The organism is Bradyrhizobium sp. 149 (assembly GCF_023073915.1).
In the GTDB taxonomy this organism is placed as follows: domain Bacteria; phylum Pseudomonadota; class Alphaproteobacteria; order Rhizobiales; family Xanthobacteraceae; genus Bradyrhizobium.
Window position 1 is genome coordinate 171,180 of sequence record NZ_JADPKK010000020.1, and the last position, 20,982, is coordinate 192,161.

General features: G+C 64.1%; 21 protein-coding genes and 1 pseudogene. 9 read left to right on the plus strand and 13 right to left on the minus strand.

From position 1 onward, the window contains the following. From IVA88_RS15825 to IVA88_RS15850, 6 genes are all read right to left on the minus strand, one after another. Positions 1-195: a hypothetical protein gene (locus tag IVA88_RS15825; protein WP_247498164.1), complete on the minus strand. Its 195-nt coding sequence runs from the start codon at positions 193-195 to the stop codon at positions 1-3. 218 nt (positions 196-413) lie between these two features. Next, positions 414-1,295 carry a 3-hydroxybutyryl-CoA dehydrogenase gene (locus IVA88_RS15830; RefSeq protein WP_247498165.1) on the minus strand — a complete coding sequence of 294 codons (882 nt, stop codon included), beginning with the start codon at positions 1,293-1,295 and terminating at the stop codon, positions 414-416. A 191-nt stretch (positions 1,296-1,486) separates the two neighbouring features. Continuing rightward, positions 1,487-2,431 (minus strand): FAD-binding protein, encoded by a 945-nt coding sequence (locus tag IVA88_RS15835; RefSeq protein WP_247498166.1) that lies wholly within the window; start codon positions 2,429-2,431, stop codon positions 1,487-1,489. Continuing rightward, on the minus strand, positions 2,431-3,180 hold the full coding sequence (locus IVA88_RS15840) for an electron transfer flavoprotein subunit beta/FixA family protein (RefSeq protein WP_247498167.1): 750 nt from the start codon (positions 3,178-3,180) through the stop codon (positions 2,431-2,433). Before IVA88_RS15840 ends, IVA88_RS15835 begins: the two co-directional genes overlap by 1 nt. A 125-nt stretch (positions 3,181-3,305) precedes the next feature. Beyond that, a complete protein-coding gene (locus IVA88_RS15845) occupies positions 3,306-3,878 on the minus strand; it encodes a cob(I)yrinic acid a,c-diamide adenosyltransferase (protein ID WP_247498168.1) in 573 nt (190 codons plus the stop codon). Position 3,879: 1 nt separating this feature from the next. Further along, on the minus strand, positions 3,880-4,074 hold the full coding sequence (locus IVA88_RS15850) for a twin transmembrane helix small protein (RefSeq protein ID WP_247498169.1): 195 nt from the start codon (positions 4,072-4,074) through the stop codon (positions 3,880-3,882). A gap of 204 nt (positions 4,075-4,278) precedes the next feature. Here IVA88_RS15850 and IVA88_RS15855 point away from each other — a divergent pair, with 204 nt between their 5' ends. After that, positions 4,279-5,172 (plus strand): YihY/virulence factor BrkB family protein, encoded by an 894-nt coding sequence (locus IVA88_RS15855; protein WP_247498170.1) that lies wholly within the window; start codon positions 4,279-4,281, stop codon positions 5,170-5,172. On the opposite strand, the gene IVA88_RS15860 is transcribed toward IVA88_RS15855, so the two are convergent. Both IVA88_RS15860 and gluQRS read right to left on the minus strand, forming a co-directional pair. Continuing rightward, positions 5,099-6,385 (minus strand): ATP-binding protein, encoded by a 1,287-nt coding sequence (locus tag IVA88_RS15860; RefSeq protein ID WP_247498171.1) that lies wholly within the window; start codon positions 6,383-6,385, stop codon positions 5,099-5,101. The two genes, IVA88_RS15855 and IVA88_RS15860, sit on opposite strands and share 74 nt — an antisense overlap. Positions 6,386-6,490: 105 nt before the next feature. After that, complete coding sequence (gluQRS, locus tag IVA88_RS15865) at positions 6,491-7,363, minus strand: tRNA glutamyl-Q(34) synthetase GluQRS (RefSeq protein ID WP_247498172.1); 873 nt, start codon at positions 7,361-7,363, stop codon at positions 6,491-6,493. A gap of 128 nt (positions 7,364-7,491) precedes the next feature. Here gluQRS and IVA88_RS15870 point away from each other — a divergent pair, with 128 nt between their 5' ends. Both IVA88_RS15870 and IVA88_RS15875 read left to right on the plus strand, forming a co-directional pair. Further along, positions 7,492-8,151 (plus strand): DNA-3-methyladenine glycosylase 2 family protein, encoded by a 660-nt coding sequence (locus IVA88_RS15870; RefSeq protein WP_247498173.1) that lies wholly within the window; start codon positions 7,492-7,494, stop codon positions 8,149-8,151. Between the two features lie 208 nt (positions 8,152-8,359). Next, positions 8,360-9,622 (plus strand): hypothetical protein, encoded by a 1,263-nt coding sequence (locus tag IVA88_RS15875; protein ID WP_247498174.1) that lies wholly within the window; start codon positions 8,360-8,362, stop codon positions 9,620-9,622. Between the two features lie 45 nt (positions 9,623-9,667). On the opposite strand, the gene IVA88_RS15880 is transcribed toward IVA88_RS15875, so the two are convergent. Further along, positions 9,668-9,892, minus strand: a complete 225-nt coding sequence (locus IVA88_RS15880; RefSeq protein WP_247498175.1) for a hypothetical protein — start codon at positions 9,890-9,892, stop codon at positions 9,668-9,670. A 351-nt stretch (positions 9,893-10,243) separates the two neighbouring features. On the opposite strand from IVA88_RS15880, the gene IVA88_RS15885 reads away from it, so the two are divergent. The 6 genes and pseudogenes from IVA88_RS15885 (at position 10,244) to IVA88_RS15910 (ending at position 17,140) form a co-directional block, all read left to right on the plus strand. Further along, entirely contained in the window at positions 10,244-12,019 is a 1,776-nt protein-coding gene (locus IVA88_RS15885) for an NAD(P)/FAD-dependent oxidoreductase (protein WP_247498176.1), read from the plus strand. Positions 12,020-12,153: 134 nt separating this feature from the next. Beyond that, positions 12,154-13,131: a peptidyl-alpha-hydroxyglycine alpha-amidating lyase family protein gene (locus IVA88_RS15890; protein ID WP_247498177.1), complete on the plus strand. Its 978-nt coding sequence runs from the start codon at positions 12,154-12,156 to the stop codon at positions 13,129-13,131. A 214-nt stretch (positions 13,132-13,345) separates the two neighbouring features. After that, positions 13,346-13,903 carry an HNH endonuclease gene (locus tag IVA88_RS15895; RefSeq protein ID WP_247498178.1) on the plus strand — a complete coding sequence of 186 codons (558 nt, stop codon included), beginning with the start codon at positions 13,346-13,348 and terminating at the stop codon, positions 13,901-13,903. 214 nt (positions 13,904-14,117) lie between these two features. Then, on the plus strand, positions 14,118-14,339 hold the full coding sequence (locus IVA88_RS15900) for a dodecin (protein WP_247498179.1): 222 nt from the start codon (positions 14,118-14,120) through the stop codon (positions 14,337-14,339). 180 nt (positions 14,340-14,519) lie between these two features. Next, on the plus strand, positions 14,520-16,424 hold the full coding sequence (locus tag IVA88_RS15905; protein ID WP_247498180.1) for a sensor domain-containing diguanylate cyclase: 1,905 nt from the start codon (positions 14,520-14,522) through the stop codon (positions 16,422-16,424). Between the two features lie 52 nt (positions 16,425-16,476). Further along, positions 16,477-17,140: pseudogene (locus IVA88_RS15910) on the plus strand (HAD family phosphatase). Between the two features lie 24 nt (positions 17,141-17,164). Here the strand turns inward: IVA88_RS15910 and IVA88_RS15915 are convergent. The 4 genes from IVA88_RS15915 to IVA88_RS15930 are packed head-to-tail and all read right to left on the minus strand — an operon-like array spanning position 17,165 to position 20,967. Then, on the minus strand, positions 17,165-18,133 hold the full coding sequence (locus tag IVA88_RS15915) for a dipeptide ABC transporter ATP-binding protein (protein WP_247498182.1): 969 nt from the start codon (positions 18,131-18,133) through the stop codon (positions 17,165-17,167). After that, positions 18,130-19,125 carry an ABC transporter ATP-binding protein gene (locus tag IVA88_RS15920; protein WP_247498183.1) on the minus strand — a complete coding sequence of 332 codons (996 nt, stop codon included), beginning with the start codon at positions 19,123-19,125 and terminating at the stop codon, positions 18,130-18,132. The genes IVA88_RS15915 and IVA88_RS15920 overlap by 4 nt, the downstream gene beginning before the upstream one ends. Continuing rightward, positions 19,125-20,042, minus strand: coding sequence for an ABC transporter permease (locus IVA88_RS15925; protein ID WP_247498184.1), 918 nt, complete (start codon positions 20,040-20,042; stop codon positions 19,125-19,127). The genes IVA88_RS15920 and IVA88_RS15925 overlap by 1 nt, the downstream gene beginning before the upstream one ends. Then, entirely contained in the window at positions 20,008-20,967 is a 960-nt protein-coding gene (locus tag IVA88_RS15930) for an ABC transporter permease (RefSeq protein ID WP_247498185.1), read from the minus strand. Before IVA88_RS15930 ends, IVA88_RS15925 begins: the two co-directional genes overlap by 35 nt. Between the last annotated feature and the right edge of the window lie 15 nt (positions 20,968-20,982).

Sequence of the window (20,982 nt, forward strand, 5' to 3'; positions counted from 1 at the left end):
TCAGGCGGTGACGTTGAGATTGCCGCCGACGCCGGCGCCGACATTGGCAAGCGAGGGCTGCCCGGCACCGAGCAGCGTCAGGACGGCGGATTTCTCCGCGTCCGCGTTCTGCTTCATCAGCGTCGCCGAGATATTCGACTGCAGCGCGCCTTGTTGAGAGGCCAGCATGCTGCTGACCATCGCCATCATGTCCATTACGCGAACCCTCGTACCGGGCGTAACCTAGGCGCGAGGGGTTAACGCGACATGAAATGTCACGAAGCGGATGCACGCAGGATGGGCGGTGCCCGTGTCCCGGACGCGGCGCGGCATGCAATGATGCGACACAGGCCGGGACCAATGCTTCAGGGCGCACGCGGCCTCTGAGCCCCGGCTCTGCAGCGCTTCGCGCTGTCCGGGGCACGAAACCGCCACTACCGCGTCGGAACCGGCTTGGCGCCGCGGTAGTCGTAGAAGCCGCGCTGGGTCTTGCGGCCGAGCCAGCCCGCCTCGACGTATTTCACCAGCAGCGGGCAAGGACGATACTTGGAGTCGGCGAGGCCCTCATGCAGCACCTGCATGATGGAGAGACAGGTATCGAGGCCGATGAAATCGGCAAGCTCCAGCGGGCCCATCGGATGGTGTGCACCGAGCTTCATCGCCGCGTCGATCGCCTCGACGTTACCGACGCCTTCGTACAGCGTGTAAATGGCCTCGTTGATCATCGGCAGCAGGATGCGGTTGACGATGAAAGCCGGAAAATCCTCGGAAACCGCGACCTGCTTGCCGAGCTTGGCGACGAATTCCTTGGATGCCTCGAAAGTCTGGTCGTCGGTGGCGATGCCGCGGATCAGTTCCACCAGCTCCATCAGCGGAACCGGATTCATGAAGTGAATACCGATGAAGCGTTCGGGCCGGTCGGTGGCGGCGGCGAGCCGCGTGATCGAGATCGAGGAGGTATCGGAGGCGACAATCGCCTCCGGCTTCAACACGGCGCAGAGCTCGTGGAAAATCTTGCGCTTGACCTCTTCCTTCTCGACCGCGGTCTCGATCACGAGATCGCAGTCCGCAAGATCGTCCAGCTTCTCGCCGGCCACGATGCGCCCCATCGCCTTAGCTTTGTCGTCCTCGCTGACGGCCTTCTTGGAGACCTGGCGCGCCAGGTTGCCGTTGATCGTGGCCATGCCCGACTTGAGGCGGTCGGCCGAAATGTCGTTGAGCACCACGTCGAAGCCGGCCAGCGCAGCGACATGCGCGATGCCATTGCCCATCTGCCCCGCGCCGATCACGCCGACCTTCTTGATTACTGCCGCCATAATGTCATCCACCGAACGGCGCGCTGCTAACCGCGCCTGCTATCCCCCTGAGCCGGGAGGTCCGATTTAATCAGAACCCGGCCTCGAAACCTAGATTGGATCGCTTCGAAGGCCTGTCCCACGCCAAAGAAAACGCCTCAAAAAGCAACACCGGCCGGAGTTTATACCTCCGGCGGTGTTTTTAACGCGTTTTACTTGCCGAGCTTGCCGAGTTCGGCTGTCAGCTCCGGAACCGCCTGGTAGAGATCGGCGACCAGGCCGTAGTCGGCAACCTGGAAGATCGGCGCGTCCTCGTCCTTGTTGATCGCAACGATCACCTTGGAGTCCTTCATGCCGGCCAGATGCTGAATCGCGCCGGAAATTCCGACCGCGACGTAGAGCTCAGGGGCTACGACCTTGCCGGTCTGGCCGACCTGCCAGTCGTTGGGCGCATAGCCGGCATCCACCGCCGCGCGCGAGGCGCCGACGCCGGCGCCGAGCTTATCGGCGAGCGGCTCGATGTACTTTGCGAAGTTCTCACGGCTCTGCATGGCACGGCCACCGGAGACGATGATCTTGGCCGAGGTCAGCTCGGGACGGTCGCTCTTGGCGACTTCCTCTCCGACAAAGGATGACAGGCCCGGATCGGCGGCCGCCGCGACGCTCTCAACTGACGCGCTGCCGCCTTCACCCGCCGCAGCGAAGGTGGAGGTGCGCACCGTGATGACCTTCTTGGCGTCGTTCGACTTCACGGTCTGGATGGCGTTGCCGGCGTAGATCGGGCGCTCGTAAGTGTCGGGTGCGATCACCTTGGTGATCTCCGAAACCTGCATGACGTCGAGCAGCGCTGCGACGCGCGGCATCACGTTCTTGAAGCGCGAGGTCGCGGGCGCGACGATCGCGTCATAGGACGGCGCCAGCGAGACGATCAGCGCGGCCAGCGGCTCGGCGAGATCGTGCGCGTAGAGCGCGCCGTCGGCGAGCAGCACCTTCTTCACACCGGCAAGCTTGGCGGCGGCGTCCGCTGCGGCCTTGGCGTTCTCGCCGGCCACCAAAACCTCGACGTCCGCGCCGAGCGCGGCCGCCGCAGTCAGGGCCTTGTTGGTTGCATCCTTGAGCGACGCATTGTCGTGTTCGGCGATCAGAAGCGTCGTCATCAGAGCACCCCGGCTTCGTTCTTGAGTTTCGACACCAGCTCGGCGACGTCCTTGACCTTGACGCCGGTCTTGCGGCCGGCCGGCTCCGTCGTCTTGAGAACCTCGAGACGCGCGGTGGCGTCGACGCCGTAATCGGCGACGGTCTTGTCCGCGATCGGCTTCTTCTTGGCCTTCATGATGTTGGGCAGCGAGGCGTAGCGCGGCTCGTTGAGACGGAGATCGGTGGTGACGATCGCCGGTCCCTTCAGCTTCACGGTCTGCAAGCCCCCGTCGACTTCGCGGGTGACCTTGAAGTCGCTTCCTTCAACCTCGAGCTTCGAGGCGAAGGTCGCCTGCGACCAGCCGAGCAGTGCGGCCAGCATCTGGCCGGTCTGATTGCTGTCGTCGTCGATCGCCTGCTTGCCGAGAATGATCAGGCCCGGCTGCTCTTCGTCCGCAACCTTTTTCAGGATCTTGGCGACCGCGAGCGGCTCGACCGGACCCTCGGCCTTCACCAGGATGCCGCGATCGGCGCCCATGGCCAGACCGGTGCGGATCGTTTCCGAGGCCTGCGCCGGTCCGATGGAGACCACCACGACTTCGGTTGCCTTGCCGGCTTCCTTCAGGCGCAGCGCTTCCTCGACCGCGATTTCGTCGAACGGGTTCATGGACATTTTGACGTTGGCGAGTTCGACGCCCGATCCATCGCTCTTGACGCGGACCTTGACGTTGTAATCGACCACCCGCTTTACCGGCACCAAGACCTTCATCGATCCTCTTTCACTCAATTTGGGAGGGGGGTTATCAACTGGCGCGGAACCTAAAGGCCTGATCCGGCCCGGTCAACGCGCGAAGGTGTCTAATTTTGGCGTCCAGAAATGCACCGCTTAATGGGTCAGCGATTCTGGCCCGGAACCCAGAGCACGTCCCCGGCGCCGTCATCGTTAGCGGCGCGGCTGGCGACGAACAGGAAATCTGACAGACGGTTCATATACTGGATGCCAGCGGCACCAACAGTTTCGCCCGGCCGGGCCGCCAGTTCCACCATCACACGTTCCGCCCTGCGGCAAATCGTGCGGGCGACATGGAGGTAGGCGGCGGCCGGCGTTCCGCCCGGCAGCACGAAGGAGGTCAGCGGCGCCAACTTGTCGTTGAGCGCGTCGATGTCGCGCTCGAGCCGCTCGACCTGGCTCGCCACCACCCGCAGTCGCTCAGCTTTGCCTTCACGTTCGGGCACCGCGAGGTCCGCGCCGAGGTCGAACAGATCGTTCTGGATGCGGCCAAGCATCGCGTCGAGCTCGGGCGCATCCCTGGTGTGAAGCCGGACCACGCCGATCGCGGCATTGGTTTCGTCGACAGTGCCATAAGCCTCGATACGCAGATCGTATTTCGGGCGGCGTTCGCCCGAGCCGAGCGCTGTCGTGCCGTCGTCACCGGTTTTCGTGTAGATGCGGTTGAGTACGACCATGTTAACGCCCCATCGCCCACACGGCGAGCATCGCGATGACGATCGCCACGAACTGAAGCAGCACGCGCCAGCGCATCAGCTTCTGCGAGGTGTTGGGCGAGCCGCCGCGCATCATGTTGAAGAGACCGAGCAGCAGCACCAACGCCACGGCGCCGACCGCGATGGGCAGGATGAACGTACTCAGGAGAGATACCATCCAAGCGTAGATAACACCCTGCGCGCCGGTCCGCTATGGCGTTCCCGATCTGGCTTTTATGCCAATAATATCAGAAGCTAGCTGGATGAATCTGGATTTGCGGAAATTGCCCATCCTCTTCGGCTCTCCCCGCTTGCGGGGAGAGCCCGGAATGCGTTCCCCGCGCGCGGGAAGAGGAAGCGGCAACAGCAGTGCAGGTGGCGCGTGAAGGCAATCCGCACCGTTTACGTCGTCGCGATGGACGCGTTCTACACATTCCTGGCCGACGATGGCTGGGCGATCGCGAGCCATATCGCCCTGTCGACGCTGATGGCGCTGTTCCCATTCCTGATCGTGCTGACCTCGCTCGCCGGCTTCTTCGGCTCCAAGGAACTCGCGGACCAGGCCGCAAGCCTGATGCTTCAGGTCTGGCCCAAGCAAGTCTCCGATTCAATCTCGGGTGAGGTGCACGACGTGCTGACCACGACCCGCACTGGCATATTCACCATCGGCGCGGTGCTGTCGGTCTATTTCGCCTCGAACGGCGTAGAGGCGCTGCGGGTCGCGCTCAACCGCGCCTATGCGGTGGTCGAGATGCGGCCCTGGTACTGGCTGCGGCTGGAGTCGATCGCGTACACGCTGGTCGCCGCCTTCACCGCACTCGCCATGGCGTTCCTGATCGTGCTCGGGCCGCTCCTCATCGAGGCGGCGCGACGCCACATTCCGCTGTTCGTCGAATCCAATGAGAGCATCCTCACCTGGCTGCGCTACGGCATCACCGTGGGCGCGCTGGTGGTGGCGCTGCTCATCCTGCACGCCTGGCTGCCGGCGGGGCGGCGCAGCTTCCTCCAGATCCTGCCCGGCATCGTCTTCACCATCGTGGCGTCGCTGATATCAGGCATCGTGTTCGGGCAATATCTGGCGCGCTTCGCCAACAATTACGTGACGATGTACGCGGGCCTCGCCTCGGTGATCATCGCGTTGGTGTTCCTGTACTTCATCGCCGCGATCTTCGTTTACGGCGGCGAGCTCAATGCCGCGATCATCAAGTCGCGGCTTCCTCACGGCGTGTCGCTTCAAGCAGCGCAGTCGCTAGCGCCCGCGGAGACACAGGCTTGACCAGAAAGGCGTCGGCGCCGGCCTCCCGTGAGGCGACTTCGTCTTCGCCGCGACCGGACACCCCGATGATGGGGATCTGAGCCAGCGGCGTCGCCATGGTGCGGATCCGCCTGATGGCCTCGACGCCATTGATGCCCGGCAGCACCATATCCATCAGCACCGCATCGTAGGCGCCCTGCGCGAGCCGGTTCACCGCGTCCTCGCCGCGCCCGATGAACTCGGCATGATGACCGAGCTCGGTCAGGATGGTGTTGAGCACGACGCGGCCGAACGGATTGTCCTCGACGCTGAGCAAGCGCAGCGCCGGGACCGCAGCCATCTCGGCTTCGCCCTTGGAGTTGCGGGACCTGCCAGATCCCGTGGCGTCCAGGGACATCGTCAGCGTGAAGGTGGCGCCGCCGCCGCGCCGTGGGGCGACGGTGATGTCGCCGCCCATCGCGCGCGCCAGTTGCTTCACCGACGACAGGCCCAAACCGGCGCCGCCGAAGCGCGAGGCAATGGTGACATTGGCCTGGGTAAACGGGCGGAACAGCCGCTTGATCTCGGCCATGGTGAGGCCGATGCCACTGTCGGACACGGCGAAGGCGACGCCGACCCTGCCTTTGCCCTTTGCTTTGCTCTTTGCTTTGCCCTTGCTCTTGGCGGAACGCCAAGGCGCGACCGTGAGCGCCACGCCGCCGTGCTCGGTGAATTTCACGGCATTGTCGATCAGGTTCTCGAGCGCGGCGCGCAGGCGGACGGGATCGCCGACCACCAGCCCCGGCAGCTTCTCGGAAATATCAACTTCGGCCTGGAGACCCTTGGCCGCGGCGCGGCCAGCCAGCGAATCGCCGGCGTTGCGGGCGAGGGTCCGCAGGTCGAACAAATCCTGCCGGAGCGTGCTTCCACCCTTTCCGGCTCCCTTGCCGCTTCTGGCGGCATCGACAAACAGCGTGGCAAGATTCGCCAGATGCTCGGCACCGGCCTTAATCGTGTCGGCCCAGCGTCGTTCCCGTTCACCGAGATCGGAGGTCGCGAGCAGGTCGCTGATCGCCAGAATACCCGTTAGGGGGGTGCGGACCTCATGGGCAAAGGCAGCAAGCGCGGCCTGGACCACGTCCGGCGTGACTACCTTGGTGTTGCGCTTGGGCAACCGGGCGGTCGGCCCGGACCGCTTCCGAACCACTCGCTTGGACGTCCGCGTAGTGCGCGCTGCGCGCGTTTTCGCCGCCATAACTCCCCTTCGAAGTATCGACCTTCGAACCCCGGGCCGTCAGGCGAGCATGGCACGGCGGAACACCCGGAGTCACGGCGACGTTTGGCTAACCCCCAGAGAAACTTAACCTAATCCCACCAAACGGCGGACACCGGCCGGCGTGACACCCGCGGCGCGTAACTCGCGTAGACCGGTCGCGAGGCTCGATTTCGACAGCTTCCGGCCCATCTCATCGCAAATCAGCCGGTGGTGGCGATAGGCGGGTTCCGGCAGGCCGAGCAGGACCTGTAGCAGGCGGTGCACCGAAGTGGCGTGCAACAGGTCCTGGCCCCGCACGATCTCGCTGACGCCCTGGAGCGCGTCATCGACCACCACGGACAAATGATAGCTGGTCGGTATCTCCTTGCGGGCCAGAATGACGTCGCCCCAGGCTCCTGGTCGCGCCGGGACGATGCCGTGCTCACCATCGGGCCTCTCGCCCAGCTCGTTCCAGGTCAGGCCGGCGGCGCGGCGGCAGGCGACCGCCATGTCGAGCCGAAGCGCATAGGGCGCGCCGGTGTCGACGAGCCGGTCGCGCTCGTCGGCGGACAGCAATTTGGCGTCGCCGGGATAGAGCGGCGCGCCGTCGGGATCGCGTGGCCACGGCGCATCCGCTTCACGCGCCGCAACCAGCCTTGCGATCTCGGCGCGGCTTTCGAAGGCGGGATAGACCAGGCCGAGCGCCGAGAGCCTGTCCAGCGCCGCACGGTACTCGCCGAAATGCTCCGACTGCCGGCGCACCGGCGTCTCCCAAGCGATGCCGAGCCAGGCGAGATCCTCGTAGATCGCGGTCTCATATTCCGGCCGGCAGCGCGTCGCATCGACATCCTCGATCCGCAGCAACAGCCGCCCACCGGTCTCGCGCGCACGGTCGGAATTCAACAGCGCTGAATAGGCGTGGCCGAGATGCAAATAGCCGTTCGGACTGGGGGCAAATCGGAAAACGGGTGGCGACATATGCAAAAATCTCGTCATGGCGGGGCTTACCCGATCATCCATCTTCCAAGACTCTGTTACGACAGGACTCTGTTACGATAGGAGATGGATGCGCGGGTCAAGCCCGCGCATGACGAGTTGAGCAAGCAATGACTATCCACCTCGAAACCCAGTCCGATCTCGAAGAGGCCGTCCACGCGCTGATCAAGCGCGATCCGCGCCTGAAGCCCGTGCTCGCGACTGCCGGCATGCCGACGTTGCGGCGGCGCGAGCCGGGCTTTGCCGGGATCGCGCACATCGTCTGCGGGCAACAGCTCTCGACCGCGAGCGCCGCGGCGATCTGGGGCCGGCTCTCCGCCGCATTCGACCCGCTCGACCACGAGGCGGTGCGCCGCGCCCGCACCGATCGGCTGGGGCGGCTCGGCTTATCCGCCGCCAAGATCAAGACCCTGAAACATCTTGCGCGCGAGATCAATGCGCAGCGGCTGAACCTCGAGGTGCTCGCCGAAGAGGATGCCGACGCCGCCCATTACACGCTGATCTCGCTGCCCGGCATCGGGCCCTGGACCGCGGACGTCTATCTGCTGTTCTGCCTCGGCCATGGCGACGCCTGGCCGGCCGGCGACCTCGCCGTGCAGGAAGGCATCCGCATCGGGCTCGGCTTGCAGGCGCGGCCGACGGAGAAGCAGATGGTGCCGCTCGCCGAACCCTGGCGTCCCCTGCGCGGCGCCGCCGCGCATCTGTGGTGGAGCTACTATCGCGCCGTGAAAAAGCGCGAGGGCGTCATCGCCGGATCGGAGGGACCATAAGGGGCGCGACAATCTTCTGACGTTCAACTATAAGTATTGTCGTCGATTTGGCCGACAGTTCGGACGCCGGAGCATATTTGTGGCAATTGCAACGAGACTCGCCCAGCCGAGCCGACTGATTCTTTTATTCATCTGCGCAGCATCGCCGGGCTGGGCCCAGGGCCCGGTCGCACCACCGGGCGCCGGCACATCCCCGCAAGGCCCGGCGGTGACAACCGAGACCAAGCCGAAAATCCAGGAAGACTGCGTAGGAGACAACAACTTCAGAAACGATGATCACCGGACGCTCCGTTATCCGATCGGCCAAGCCATCATCGCCACGACCTATTTCCTTCCCGCTGGCGCAACGACGGACCTGATCTGGAAGACCCCTTACGACAAGGATGCGACCTATTTCGGCAAGGTCGAGACGCGCGGCAACATATTCGGAAGTCGCAATTCGGTCACCCTCAGCAAGATTCCCGAAGATCACCCGATGATCAAGACGGGGCTCGCTGACAAGTCCGATACGCTCGTGACCTTGCGCGTGCCGCCGCAAAACGCCGATCACTGGACCACCGCGACCGTTTATCTCTATTCGTGCGACAGCAAAGACGCCAAGCGCGTCTCCACTTTGAACCTTCGCGTCAGCTCTTCGTTCTGGAGCACGATCGGCACCTTCTCCGGCGTGCTCCTGCTCTATATTTTTGCCGCGCTGACGTCCGCGGCGGTCGACCCCAAGAGCGTGGGCTTCTGGCGGCGACTGAACCCGGTGTTCATCACGGCGGGCTCCGACGGCAAGGGCAGCCTCGCCAAGCTGCAAATCCTGTTCTTTTCGATGATCGTTTTCGGGCTGCTTATGTTCATCGTGCTGCGCACCGGCGTGTTGTCCGATCTGTCCTCGACCGTGCTGATGCTGCTCGGCATCGCTGCGGTTGGCTCGACGGCGGCGAAGGCCACCGACGTTCAGCGGAACCGTTTCGACTTCGCCAACTGGAGTTGGTTCATTGCCAAAGGCTGGTTGCCGAGAGGCGGTCTTGCAGAGGTCAACCGTGCAAAATGGCGCGACATCGTCACCAGCGACGGAGAATTCGACGTCTATCGGTATCAGAGCTGCATCTTCAGCCTCGTTGTCGGCGGTGCTCTCCTTGCCGCCGGCATCAACCAGCTCGCATCCTTCTCCATCCCCGAGACCTTGCTGGGCGTGCTCGGCCTGAGCCAGGTCGTCTACGTGGCCGGGAAACTGACAACGCCGCCCTCGTTCGCCGAGCTGAACAAAGCCACTGAGGAGTTGAGGAAGAAGGAGAAGGACTTCGCGTCGGCGGCATCGAGGGCGAGCCCGGCGGTGCGTCCGGTTGACATCAAGGCGGCAAGTGCGCTCGCCAAGCCGGAATACGACGCCTACAAGTCCGAAGTGGACAACATCCGGATCGGCTTTGAGACGATCACTGGCCGAGAGGTGAATCCCGCTCATCTCGAACCCTCTTATTGACCGGAACGGCGCGCGGGCGCGGCGATCGCCAAACAGCGTTTAGAACTATGTTGCCGTTGCAAACGGCACGCGCGTGAACGATTGAAATGTGGCGCGGACAAGAGCCGGGATCGAGATCATGACCGCCACCGACTTCATCGTTGCCCGAAACGATTTCGAAACGTGCAAGGTGGCCGCAACCGAGCTGTCTGCCGCGGATGTGCGTTGCGCGCCGGACTGCGGCATTTCGGCGAGCAGATGAAATGCTCGGTGCGCATCGGTTTGACGCATCGCGCCACCGAGGCCGACGAGGGCGCGCTGCCAAGCGCAAAAGCCGCGCTCGTTTTTCGCCCCCGACCAGATCCGTAAGCGCACCAAAGGAATGGGGCCCGGGCGGAATCGACCAGCGCTTCGGCACCGCATGGTCTGGCTTTGCACCGCTCTTGGAGAGAAGCCTGACCGTGGTCGAGAGCCGCGGCCCCGGAGCGGTACGGCAAATCCATCTCGATACGCTGATGGGTGTATTCCGCCGGAGCAGGGCCACATGCTCTCACTGCTCGGGTAAAGCGCTTTTGACGCCGGGTGATCCGGTATAGCCTCGACCTCTGAGGAAACGCCGCGAAGACGGCCACGAGGTCGCGCATGCTCGACAGGACGATGGATATTCATGCATCCGCGCAAGCCTGGCTTGATGAATTCGAGCGCACGCTTGGCGCACCTGACGGCGCTGCGCCAGAGCGTCTTTTCCTCGCCGACAGCTTTTGGCGCGATGTGCTGGCACTAAGCTGGAACCTGCAAACGATCGCCGGCGGCGACTCGATCAAGCAGGAGCTGATATCGTTCGCGGCAAAGGTCGCGCCGAGCAATTTCACGATCGCGCCGAACCGGGCGCCGCCGCGCTGGGTGACGCGTGCCGGCACCAACAATATCGAAGCGATCTTCAATTTCGAAACCGCACTGGGGCGCGGCAGCGGCATTTTGCGGCTCGTTCCCGATGCGGCCGACGGCGACCGGTTGAAGGCATGGACGCTGCTGACCGCGCTCGACGAGCTCAAAGGCTTCGAGGAGCAGCTCGGCACCTCACGGCCGCGCGGCCAGGCCTATTCGCGCGATTTCCGTGGACCGAACTGGCTCGACCTGCGCAACGCCTCGCGCGACTACACCGACCGCGATCCCGCCGTGCTGGTGGTCGGCGGCGGCCAGGCCGGGCTCGCGATTGCGGCGCGGCTGAAGCAGTTGAAAATCGACACCCTGATCGTCGATCGCGAGGCACGGATCGGGGACAATTGGCGCAAGCGCTACCACGCGCTGACCCTGCACAACCAGGTGCAGGTCAATCATTTGCCCTACATGCCGTTTCCGCCGAGCTGGCCGACCTACATCCCGAAGGACAAGCTCGCCAACTGGTTCGAAGCTTACGTCGATGCGATGGAGCTGAATTTCTGGACCGGCACCGAATTCGAAGGCGGCGCCTACGACGATACGCAAGGCCACTGGACGGTGACGCTGCGGCGCGCCGACGGCAGCAAGCGCATCATGCATCCGCGCCATGTGGTGATGGCGACCGGCGTCAGCGGCATCGCAAATGTGCCGGTTATTCCGACCCTCGATAACTTCAAGGGCACGCTGCTGCATTCGAGCCGCTACGAGGACGGCGAGAACTGGACAGGCAAACGCGCCATTGTCATCGGCACCGGCAACAGCGGCCACGACATCGCGCAGGACCTCTACTCCAGCGGCGCCGATGTGACACTGGTGCAGCGCTCGCCGACCCTTGTCACCAACATCGAGCCGTCGGCCCAGCTCGCTTATGCGACCTACAATGAGGGCACGCTCGACGACAACGATCTGATCGCGACTTCGATGCCGACGCCGCTCGCGAAAAAGACCCACGTAATGCTGACGGAGCAATCCAAGGAGCTCGACAAGGAGCTGCTCGACGGGTTGCGGCGCGTCGGCTTCAAGCTCGACTTCGGCGAGGCCGGCACCGGTTGGCAGTTCAAATACCTCACCCGTGGGGGCGGCTATTATTTCAACGTCGGCTGCTCCAATCTCGTCGTCGAGGGCGCGATCAAGCTCAGGCAGTTTTCCGACATCGAGAGCTTCGTCGCCGAGGGTGCGCGGATGAAGGACGGCACGCCCCTTCCGGCCGACCTTATCGTGCTCTCGACCGGTTACAAGACGCAGGAATATCTGGTTCGGAAACTGTTCGGCGACGGCGTCGCCGACCGGATCGGCCCGGTCTGGGGTTTTGGCGATGGCCTCGAGCTGCGCAACATGTATGCGCGCACCAAGCAGCCCGGCCTGTGGTTCATCGCCGGCAGCCTCGCGCAATGCCGGATCAACTCGAAATATCTCGCGCTCCAGATCAAGGCGATCGAGGAAGGGATTTTGGCTCGTGAGGCGGGCGCAACTTGAGCCTCCTCGTCATTGCGAGCGCAGCGAAGCAAATCGACTGTCTTTCCGCGGAGACAGTCTGGATGCTTCGCTACGCTCGCAATGACTGTGTGGAGACGATTGCGCATCACCGATACGAATAAGAGGAGAATTCAATGCCAGCCATTCTCGGCGCCGGCGAGCACCGCTACCGCGTCGTCGAAAACTTCGCAAAGCTGCCGGACGGCTGGCAGCTCACCGACGTCGCTTCGGTCGCGGTCGACAGCAAGGATCGCGTCTACGTCTTCAATCGCGGTACCCATCCGATGATCGTGCTGGACCGCGAGGGCAATTTTCTGCGCAGTTGGGGCGAAGGTCTGTTCTCGCGCGCGCACGGCCTGCACATCGACGCCGACGACAATCTCTATTGCACCGACGACGGCGACCACACCGTGCGCAAATGCACCGCCGACGGCAAGGTGCTGCTGACGATCGGCATCCCCGAGAAGCCGTCCCCGTTCATGAGCGGCGATCCGTTCCACCGCTGCACTCACACCGCGCTGTCGCCGAAGGGCGAGATCTACGTCTCCGACGGCTATGGCAATGCGCGCGTGCACAAATTCACGCCGGATGGCAAGCTCCTCAAGAGCTGGGGCGAGCCCGGCACCGATCCGGGCCAGTTCAATATCGTGCATAACATTGCCACCGACCCCGATGGTTTTGTCTATGTCGCCGACCGCGAGAACCATCGCGTGCAGGTGTTCGATGGCGAGGGCAAGTACGAGACGCAGTGGAACAATCTGCACCGCCCTTGTGCGCTATGCTGCTGCGGCGGCGGCAAGAGCCCGACCTTCGTGATCGGCGAGCTCGGCCCCGGTCTTGCCATCAACCGCGATGTGCCCAACCTCGGCCCGCGGCTCTCGATCGTGGACGCCAAGGGCAAGCGCATCGCGCGGCTCGGCGGCGAGGAAGGGCCGGGCGTTGCGAGCGGAAAATTTCTGGCGCCACACGGCATCGCGCTGGATTCGAGGGGCGACATCTATGTCGGCGAGGTCGGCGTCACCAACTGGACGACGAGTTTCCCGGACCAGGAGATGCCGGCCGTGGTGCGCGCGACGCGGTGCTTGCAGAAGCTGGAACGGGTGCAGGAGTAGTTGCGCGGGCAAGCCCTGATGCGCTGTCAGGTCGATCTTGCCTCCCGCCGTCGCCCTCCGCCCCAGATCGCGGCGTTTTGAGCGTTTGCCACCCCGCCGCCGCATTGCTTGCGCCTGAATAAGTCGCTCAACGGGCTTCACAATCCCGTCACGCTGCATGTAGTATGTCAGTACATGCTGCTTCGCAGCGCACATTGGAGGCCGGGAGCGTTACTTGAACGCACATGTCTCGCAAGGCAGTTGGCCGGTGTTGGTGCTGAATGCGGACTTCCGGCCGCTGAGTTACTACCCGCTGTCTTTGTGGTCGTGGCAGGACGCGATCAAGGCGGTGTTCCTCGATCGCGTCAACATCGTCGCGCACTACGATCAGGCGGTCCATAGTCCCACGCTGCAAATGCAGCTGCCGAGCGTCGTCTCGCTCAAATCCTTCGTCAAGCCGACCACGCATCCCGCGTTCACCCGATTCAACGTCTTCCTGCGCGATCGTTTCGCCTGCCAATATTGCGGCTCGCCCGAAGACCTCACCTTCGACCACATCGTCCCGCGCAGCAAAGGCGGCCAGACCACCTGGGAGAACGTGGTCGCGGCTTGCTCGCCCTGTAATTTACGCAAGGGCAATCTCACGCCGGTGCAGGCCAAGATGTTTCCACGCCAGCACGCGTTCGCCCCGACCGTGCACCAGCTCCATCGCAACGGCCGCCTGTTCCCACCGAACTATCTGCACGACAGCTGGCTGGATTATCTCTACTGGGATACGGAGCTGGATCCGTAAATCGAGGCAGCGCTTCGCACCCTCGATCGCATTTCGCGCCGCCATGTCGCGATGAAACGCCGCGCTCGGCTGCGACACTCTCGCCTGTGTCGCGGAGCGGCCTCATCGATAGGTGGAACCCGAAGCGCCGGCGTCCGTTCACAGTTGGTGCCGAACGTCCGCGCTGTCTCGCTCAAGGCGCGGCGGCCGGCCTTGCACAATGGGGAGACTTGCCATGCCCGCAGCCGAGCACGATCACGTCTACAAGATCCTGGAACTGGTCGGATCGTCCGAGACCTCCATCGAGGACGCGATAAAGAACGCGGTCAGCCGCGCCGCCAAGACCGTTCGCGAGATGAAATGGTTCGAGGTGGTGCAGACGCGCGGGCACATCGAGAACGGTGCCGTGCGCCACTACCAGGTCACGCTGCGCGTCGGCTTCACACTGGATGAGTGAGGCAGAAGCACCTCGCGAAGCCGTCGCGTGGCGCCAGCGTGGTTAACTCTCTCCGACGATAACGTGTCAACTGTCGCGGGTTGCTTCCGGCCGAATACGGGCTCCGCACAATCATCGCGGATGTTGCAATAGGCCGTTAAGATGAAAGTGAGAGGTTTGCGCCGAAATGGAGCAAGCCTGATGGCCACGGGCCGCGAACTCGGCAAGACGCGCCTTCCGCTCTGGGCAGCGGGCTTCGTCGTCCTGATTTGCGTGGCGATCCTCGGCCTGAGCGGCTGGCGCGAATGGGAAACCCGCAGCGCCGAACTCAGGAACGCCGAGATCGACGTCGCCAATCTGGCGCATTCGCTGATTCAGCACGCGGACGACACGTTCGAACTCGTCGATACGATCCTCGTCGGGCTGGTCCACCGGCTCGAAATCGACGGGACGGGTCCCGACACGATTGCAAAGCTTCAGGCCTATCTGCCGACACGCAAATCATCGGACCGTGTCCGCGGCATCTTCCTTTATGACGCGACCGGCCGGTGGCTTGCGACGACCGAGCGGCTTGACTTCTCCAAGCTCAACAACAGCGACCGCGAATATTTCCAGCGCCATCGTGACTCGCCGGAGACGGGCACGCTGATCGGCCCTCCCGTCAAGAGCCGAGCCGGCGGCCAATGGATCGTCACCGCGTCCCGCCGGATCAACGATCCCGACGGCGGATTCGCCGGCGTCGCCCTGCTCACGATCGACGTCGGCTACTTCGTCAATTTCTACGAGCGGTTCGACATCGGTCCGAACGGCTCGGCATCGCTGCTCAACACTAGCGGCATCATGCTGGCGCGCAGCCGTGACGACAGCGGTGCTTTTGTCGGACGCGACCTGTCCAACGCACCCTTGTTCAACGGTTGGGAAAGCCGTCCCGCCGCGGCAGTCTACTATTTCAAATCGCCGCTCGATGGCGTGCAGCGGCTGAGCTACTACCAACGCAGCAGCCGCTATCCCCTGATGGTGCTGGCGAGCAAGTCGCAGGACGACGTGCTGGCGCCCTGGCGGCGCGCCGCGGCTGCGCGCACGATATTCGTCCTCGGCCTCGTGTTGCTGATCGCGGTGATCGGCTTCTACCTGGTCCGTCAGCTCGTGCAGCGGCAGCGGATGGCCCGGGCGCTGGTCGCCAAGGAAGCGAATTTCCGCCTGTTGGCCGAGCAATCGAGCGACATGGTGACGCGGATCGGGTTGGATAACCGGCTGCTCTACGCCTCTCCCTCATGCGTGCGCATCATCGGCTGGTCTCCCGACGAACTGCTGGGTACGTCGGCGGTGGCCGGCATCCACGCGGAGGACATGGAGCGGGTCGAGCAGGCCATTGTCGCGCTGAAGAACGGCGAGGCCGAGGAGGCGAGGTTCGTCTATCGCCAGCGCCATCGCGTCAAGGGCGAAATCTGGGTCGAGGCGGCCCTGCACGTGACGCGGGCGTCCGATAGCGGCCAGATTGACGGGGTCGTCGCGGTCGTGCGCGACATGACCGAGCAGAAGGACTTGCAGGACAAACTCGCCTCGCTGGCAACGACGGACGGCCTCACCAGCCTCGCCAACCGACGCGCATTCGACGAACGCCTCGCCGACGAATGGGCGCGCGCCCGGCGCGACGGCACGCAGCTCTCGCTCCTGCTGATCGATGTCGATCATTTCAAGAAGTTCAACGACCATTACGGACATCTGGCAGGCGACGGGTGCCTGCGCGCGCTGGGCCGGATCCTGTCCGCCCAGGCCAGGCGCCCGGCCGACCTCGCGGCACGGTACGGCGGCGAGGAATTCGCCGTGTTGTTGCCGAACACCGGCCCGGACGGGTGCGCCGAGGTCGGCGAAGGTATCCGCCAGGCCCTGCACGATCTCGCCATGCTGCATGCGCAAAATCTACCTTCCCGCCTGGTGACCGCAAGCGTTGGCGCCGCGACGAGTCTTCCGTCCCAAACCACGACGGATTGCAGCACGCTGGTCGCGGCCGCCGATCGCGCCCTCTACGCCGCCAAGGACAGTGGCCGTGACCGGCTGGTGATGTCGGGACAGATCGTTCCCTGGCCCGCGAGGAGCGCTTGACGGGATCGACCGTCGCTCCCGATTTGTCGGCCGCGCTTCAACGGGGTATGGCTTGGATCACGGCCGGATCTCCCGGCTAATCCGTGAGTGCCGCTGTGACTGGTGAGATCAAGCTCGTCCTCTTCGACATGGACAATGTCCTCAGCGACTACGACAGGGGAAAGCGCGTCGCATGCCTGGCGGAGCTTGCAGGAGCCACCAGCGACTTCGTCCACAAGGCGATCTGGGACAGCGGCTTCGAATTGCTGGGCGATTCCGGCACGCTCGATGCCGCGGCCTATTTGCGGGGTTTCGGCGAGCGCATCGGTTATCCGCTCTCACTGGAGGAGTGGATCGAAGCGCGGCGCCGTTCAATGCGGGCCGATCGTGCGATGCTGGAGCTTGCCGGCAGCTTGCGTCAAACCGTCGACATTGCCGTCCTGACCAACAATACCACGCTGGTCGCCGACCACATCGACACCCTGCTGCCGGACTTGCGTCCGCTGTTCGGCTCGCGAATCTACAGCTCGGCCCGGTTCAAGACGGCGAAGCCGGACCCGCGCTGCTATCGCCTCTGTCTCTCGGAGCTCGACGTGAGGCCGGAGAGCGTCCTGTTCGTCGACGATCTCATGGCCAATGTCGCCGGCGCGCGAGACGCGGGTCTGTTCGCGCATCACCACACCTCGGTGGAGACTTTCAGGCAGGCGCTTTCAGAGTACGGCCTCCTTCCCGCATGAATACGCGTCCCGCTTTCCCCGGCGTCAGGCGAGATGGCACGCTACAAAATGCCCCCCCGCTCCCTCCTTCAGCTCCGGTGCGCTTTCCGCGCAACGCGGCTGGGCGATCGGACAGCGGGTGTGGAAGTGGCAACCCGACGGCGGCTTCATGGGGCTCGGCACGTCGCCCTTGAGGCGGATGCGCTCGCGCTTGAGTTTGGGGTCGGGCACCGGCACCGCTGATAACAGCGCCCTGGTGTAGGGATGCTGCGGATTGCGGTAGAGGTCGCTGGCCTTGGCAAGCTCGACGATGCGGCCCAGATACATCACCGCGACCCGATCGGAGATGTGCTCGACCACCGACAAATCGTGCGCGACGAAGAGATAGGTGAGGTTCAGCTCGGCCTGGAGATCTTCCAGCAGGTTGATGACCTGCGCCTGGATCGAGACGTCGAGCGCGGACACCGGTTCGTCGCAGACGATCAGCTTCGGCTCGACCGCCAGCGCGCGCGCGATCACGATGCGCTGGCGCTGGCCGCCGGAGAATTCGTGCGGATAGCGCCGCATGTGCTCGGCCTTGAGCCCCACCTTCACCAGCAGGCTCGCGACGCGATCCTCGCGCTCCTTGGCCGATGAGCCAAGCTTATGGATGACGAGCGCCTCGCCGAGGATCGCGCCGATCGTCATCCGCGGGTTGAGCGAGGCGAACGGGTCCTGGAACACGAGCTGCATGTTCCGCCGCATCGCGCGCAAATCTGTGCCGCCGAGCTGGCGGACGTCCTGGCCATCGAACACGACCTCGCCGTCGGTCGGCTCGATCAGGCGCAGCACGCAACGTCCCGTCGTCGACTTGCCGCAGCCGGATTCGCCGACGAGGCCGAGCGTCTCGCCGCGGTTGACCGAGAACGAGACTCCGTCGACGGCGTAGACGCTGCCGACCTGGCGCGACAACAGCCCGCCGTGGACGGGGAAATATTTTTTTAGGCCGCTGACGCGCAGCAAGGGTTCGCTCATGCCGCACCTACCAACTGCGTATCGCCGAGATGACAGGCCATGCGGTGGCCAGGCGCGATCTCGCGCAGCAGCGGCTCCTTCTCCGTGCAGACGCTCATGGCGTGGCGGCAGCGCGGGGCGAAGCGGCAGCCGACCGGCGGATTGATCAGAATCGGCACCGAGCCGCCGATCGCCTCCAGGCGCGTCTTGTGCTCGCTGTCGAGATCGATGCGCGGGATCGAGCGGATAAGCCCTTGCGTATAGGGATGGCCCGGATTGCCAAAGAGGTCGTCGACAGGCGCCTCCTCCACCACCTTGCCGGCATACATCACGACGACGCGCTGCGCGGTCTCGGCGACGACGCCCATCGCATGCGTGATCAGCATCACCGCCATGCCGAACCGTTCCTTCATGTCCTGGAGCAGGTCGAGGATCTGCGCCTGGATGGTGACGTCGAGCGCCGTGGTGGGCTCGTCGGCGATGATCAGCTTCGGCTTGCAGGCGAGCGCCATCGCGATCATCACGCGCTGGCGCATGCCGCCGGAGAACTGATGCGGATAGTTGTGCACGCGGCCTTCGGCGTTGGGAATCTGCACCAGCTTCAGCATCTCGATGGTGCGCTCGAGCGCCTGCTTCCTGTTGACGTTCTCATGGCGACGCAGGCTCTCGGCGATCTGCTCGCCGATGGTGAGCACCGGGTTGAGCGAGGTCATCGGCTCCTGGAAGATGAAACCGATTTCCTTGGCGCGGATCTCATCGAGCTGACTGCTCGTCAGCGGAACCAGATCGCGCCCCTCGAAGATGATCTCGCCCGCAGCGATGCGGCCCGGCGGCATCGCGATCAGCTTCAGGATCGACATCGCAGTGACGGTCTTGCCGCAGCCGGACTCGCCGACGACACAGAGCGTCTCGCCCCTGTTGATGGAGATGTCGACGCCGTCGACCGCCTGGAGGATGCCGTCATCGGTGGAGAAATGGGTTTTCAGTCCCTTGATCTCAAGTAGAGGCGCCATCAGATCACCCGTCGCGCATCGAGCGCGTCACGCAGGCCGTCGCCGATGAAGTTGATGGCGACCACGGCGATGAAGATCGCGCCGCCCGGAAACAACGCCCAGTGCGGGCCGATGTCGAGGAAGTCCTTGGCGTCGTAAAGCAACCGGCCCCAGGTCGGCGTATCCGGAGGGAAGCCGAGGCCGAGGAAGGACAGCGTCGATTCCGCGATGATGGCGGCGGCGACATCGATGGTGCCGGCGATGATCACCGGACCGAGCGCATTGGGCAGGATATGGCGCACCACCTGCCGCACCGGGCTTGCCCCGAGAGCGCGCGCGGCTTCGACGAATTCCTTCTCACGGATCGACAGGAACTGGGCGCGAACGAGGCGGGCGACCGGCATCCAGCGCAAGCCACCGATCACGAGCACGATCAGGATGAAAATGCCGCCCTCGGGGCCGAACGCGGCCTTCAGCCCGTCACGGAAGAGATAGATCAGCAGCAGCAGGAGTGGCAATTGCGGCAGCGACAAAAACAGATCGGTGAGCCACATCAGTCCATGACCGAGCGCACCGCGCGACATGCCGGCGAGCGCACCGATCAGCACGCCGACAAAGACCGAGACCAGCATCGCGGCGAGGCCGACCGCGAGCGAGATACGCCCGCCATAGATCATGCGGGCGAGGATGTCCTGTCCGAGATCGTCGGTGCCGAACGGATGGGCCAGCGACGGCCCCTGCATGCCCGCCACGATATCGATGTCGTCGATCTTGACCCGCCAGACGAAGGGGCCGGCCACCACCGCCAGGATCAGAATGAGGAGCAGGAACGCACTGACCACGGCAAGCTTGTGGCGACTATAGCGCCGCCACGTCTCGCGCCAGGGCGAGTAGACGCGCCGCTCAGCGGAGGGAGATGCGAGGGTCAAGCCAGCCATAAAGAACGTCCGCGATGAGATTGAACAGCACGACCAGGCACGCAAAGACGAAGGTGACGGCCATCACCACCGGCGTGTCGTTGGAAAGGATGGAGGAGATCAGCAGCGAGCCGATGCCGGGGATGCGGAAAATCTGCTCGGTGACGATGGCGCCGCCGAACACCGCCGGGATTTGCAACGCAATCAGCGTGACGACCGGGATCATCGCGTTGCGCATCACGTGCTTGATGATCACCCGTCGCTGGCCGATGCCCTTGGCGCGCGCGGTGGTGACGTAATCCAGCCGAATGACGTCGAGCATCGCCGAGCGCACGAAGCGCGTCATCGACGCAGCCTGGAACAGGCCGAGCACCGCTACCGGCATGATGGCCTGACGGATCACCTCCAGCAGCCAGTGAATGCCGGTGCCCTTGATGTCCGTCGTGTAGACGAAAGGCAGCCAGTCCAGCGTGACCGAGAAGATCAGGATGAACAGGATGCCGGTGAAGAAAGTCGGCAGCGAGAAGCCGACAAAGGCGAGCGTGTTGGCGACCTGGTCGAAGAGCGAATAGGGTTTGGTCGCCGCATAGACCCCAACCGGGATCGCAATCAGCAGCGCCAGAATCTGCGCCGAGCCGATCACGTAGAGCGTCGTTGGCAGTCGCTGGAGGATGAGCGTGTCGACGTTCATCCGGCTGACGAAGGAAAAACCCCAGTCGCCGTGCAGCATGGCGTTGAGCCAGTGCAGGTAACGAAGGTAGATCGGATCGTCGAGGCCGAACTTCGCCCGAAGCGCGGCCTGCACTTCGGGCGGTACGTTCGGATTCGTCGCCAATTCCGAGAACGGATCGCCCGGCGCGAGCGCCAGCACGATGAACAACACCAGCGAGATGGCGAGCAGGCTCGGAACGGCAATCAGGAGGCGACGCAGGACAAACTGACTCATAGGGAAGAACCCCGT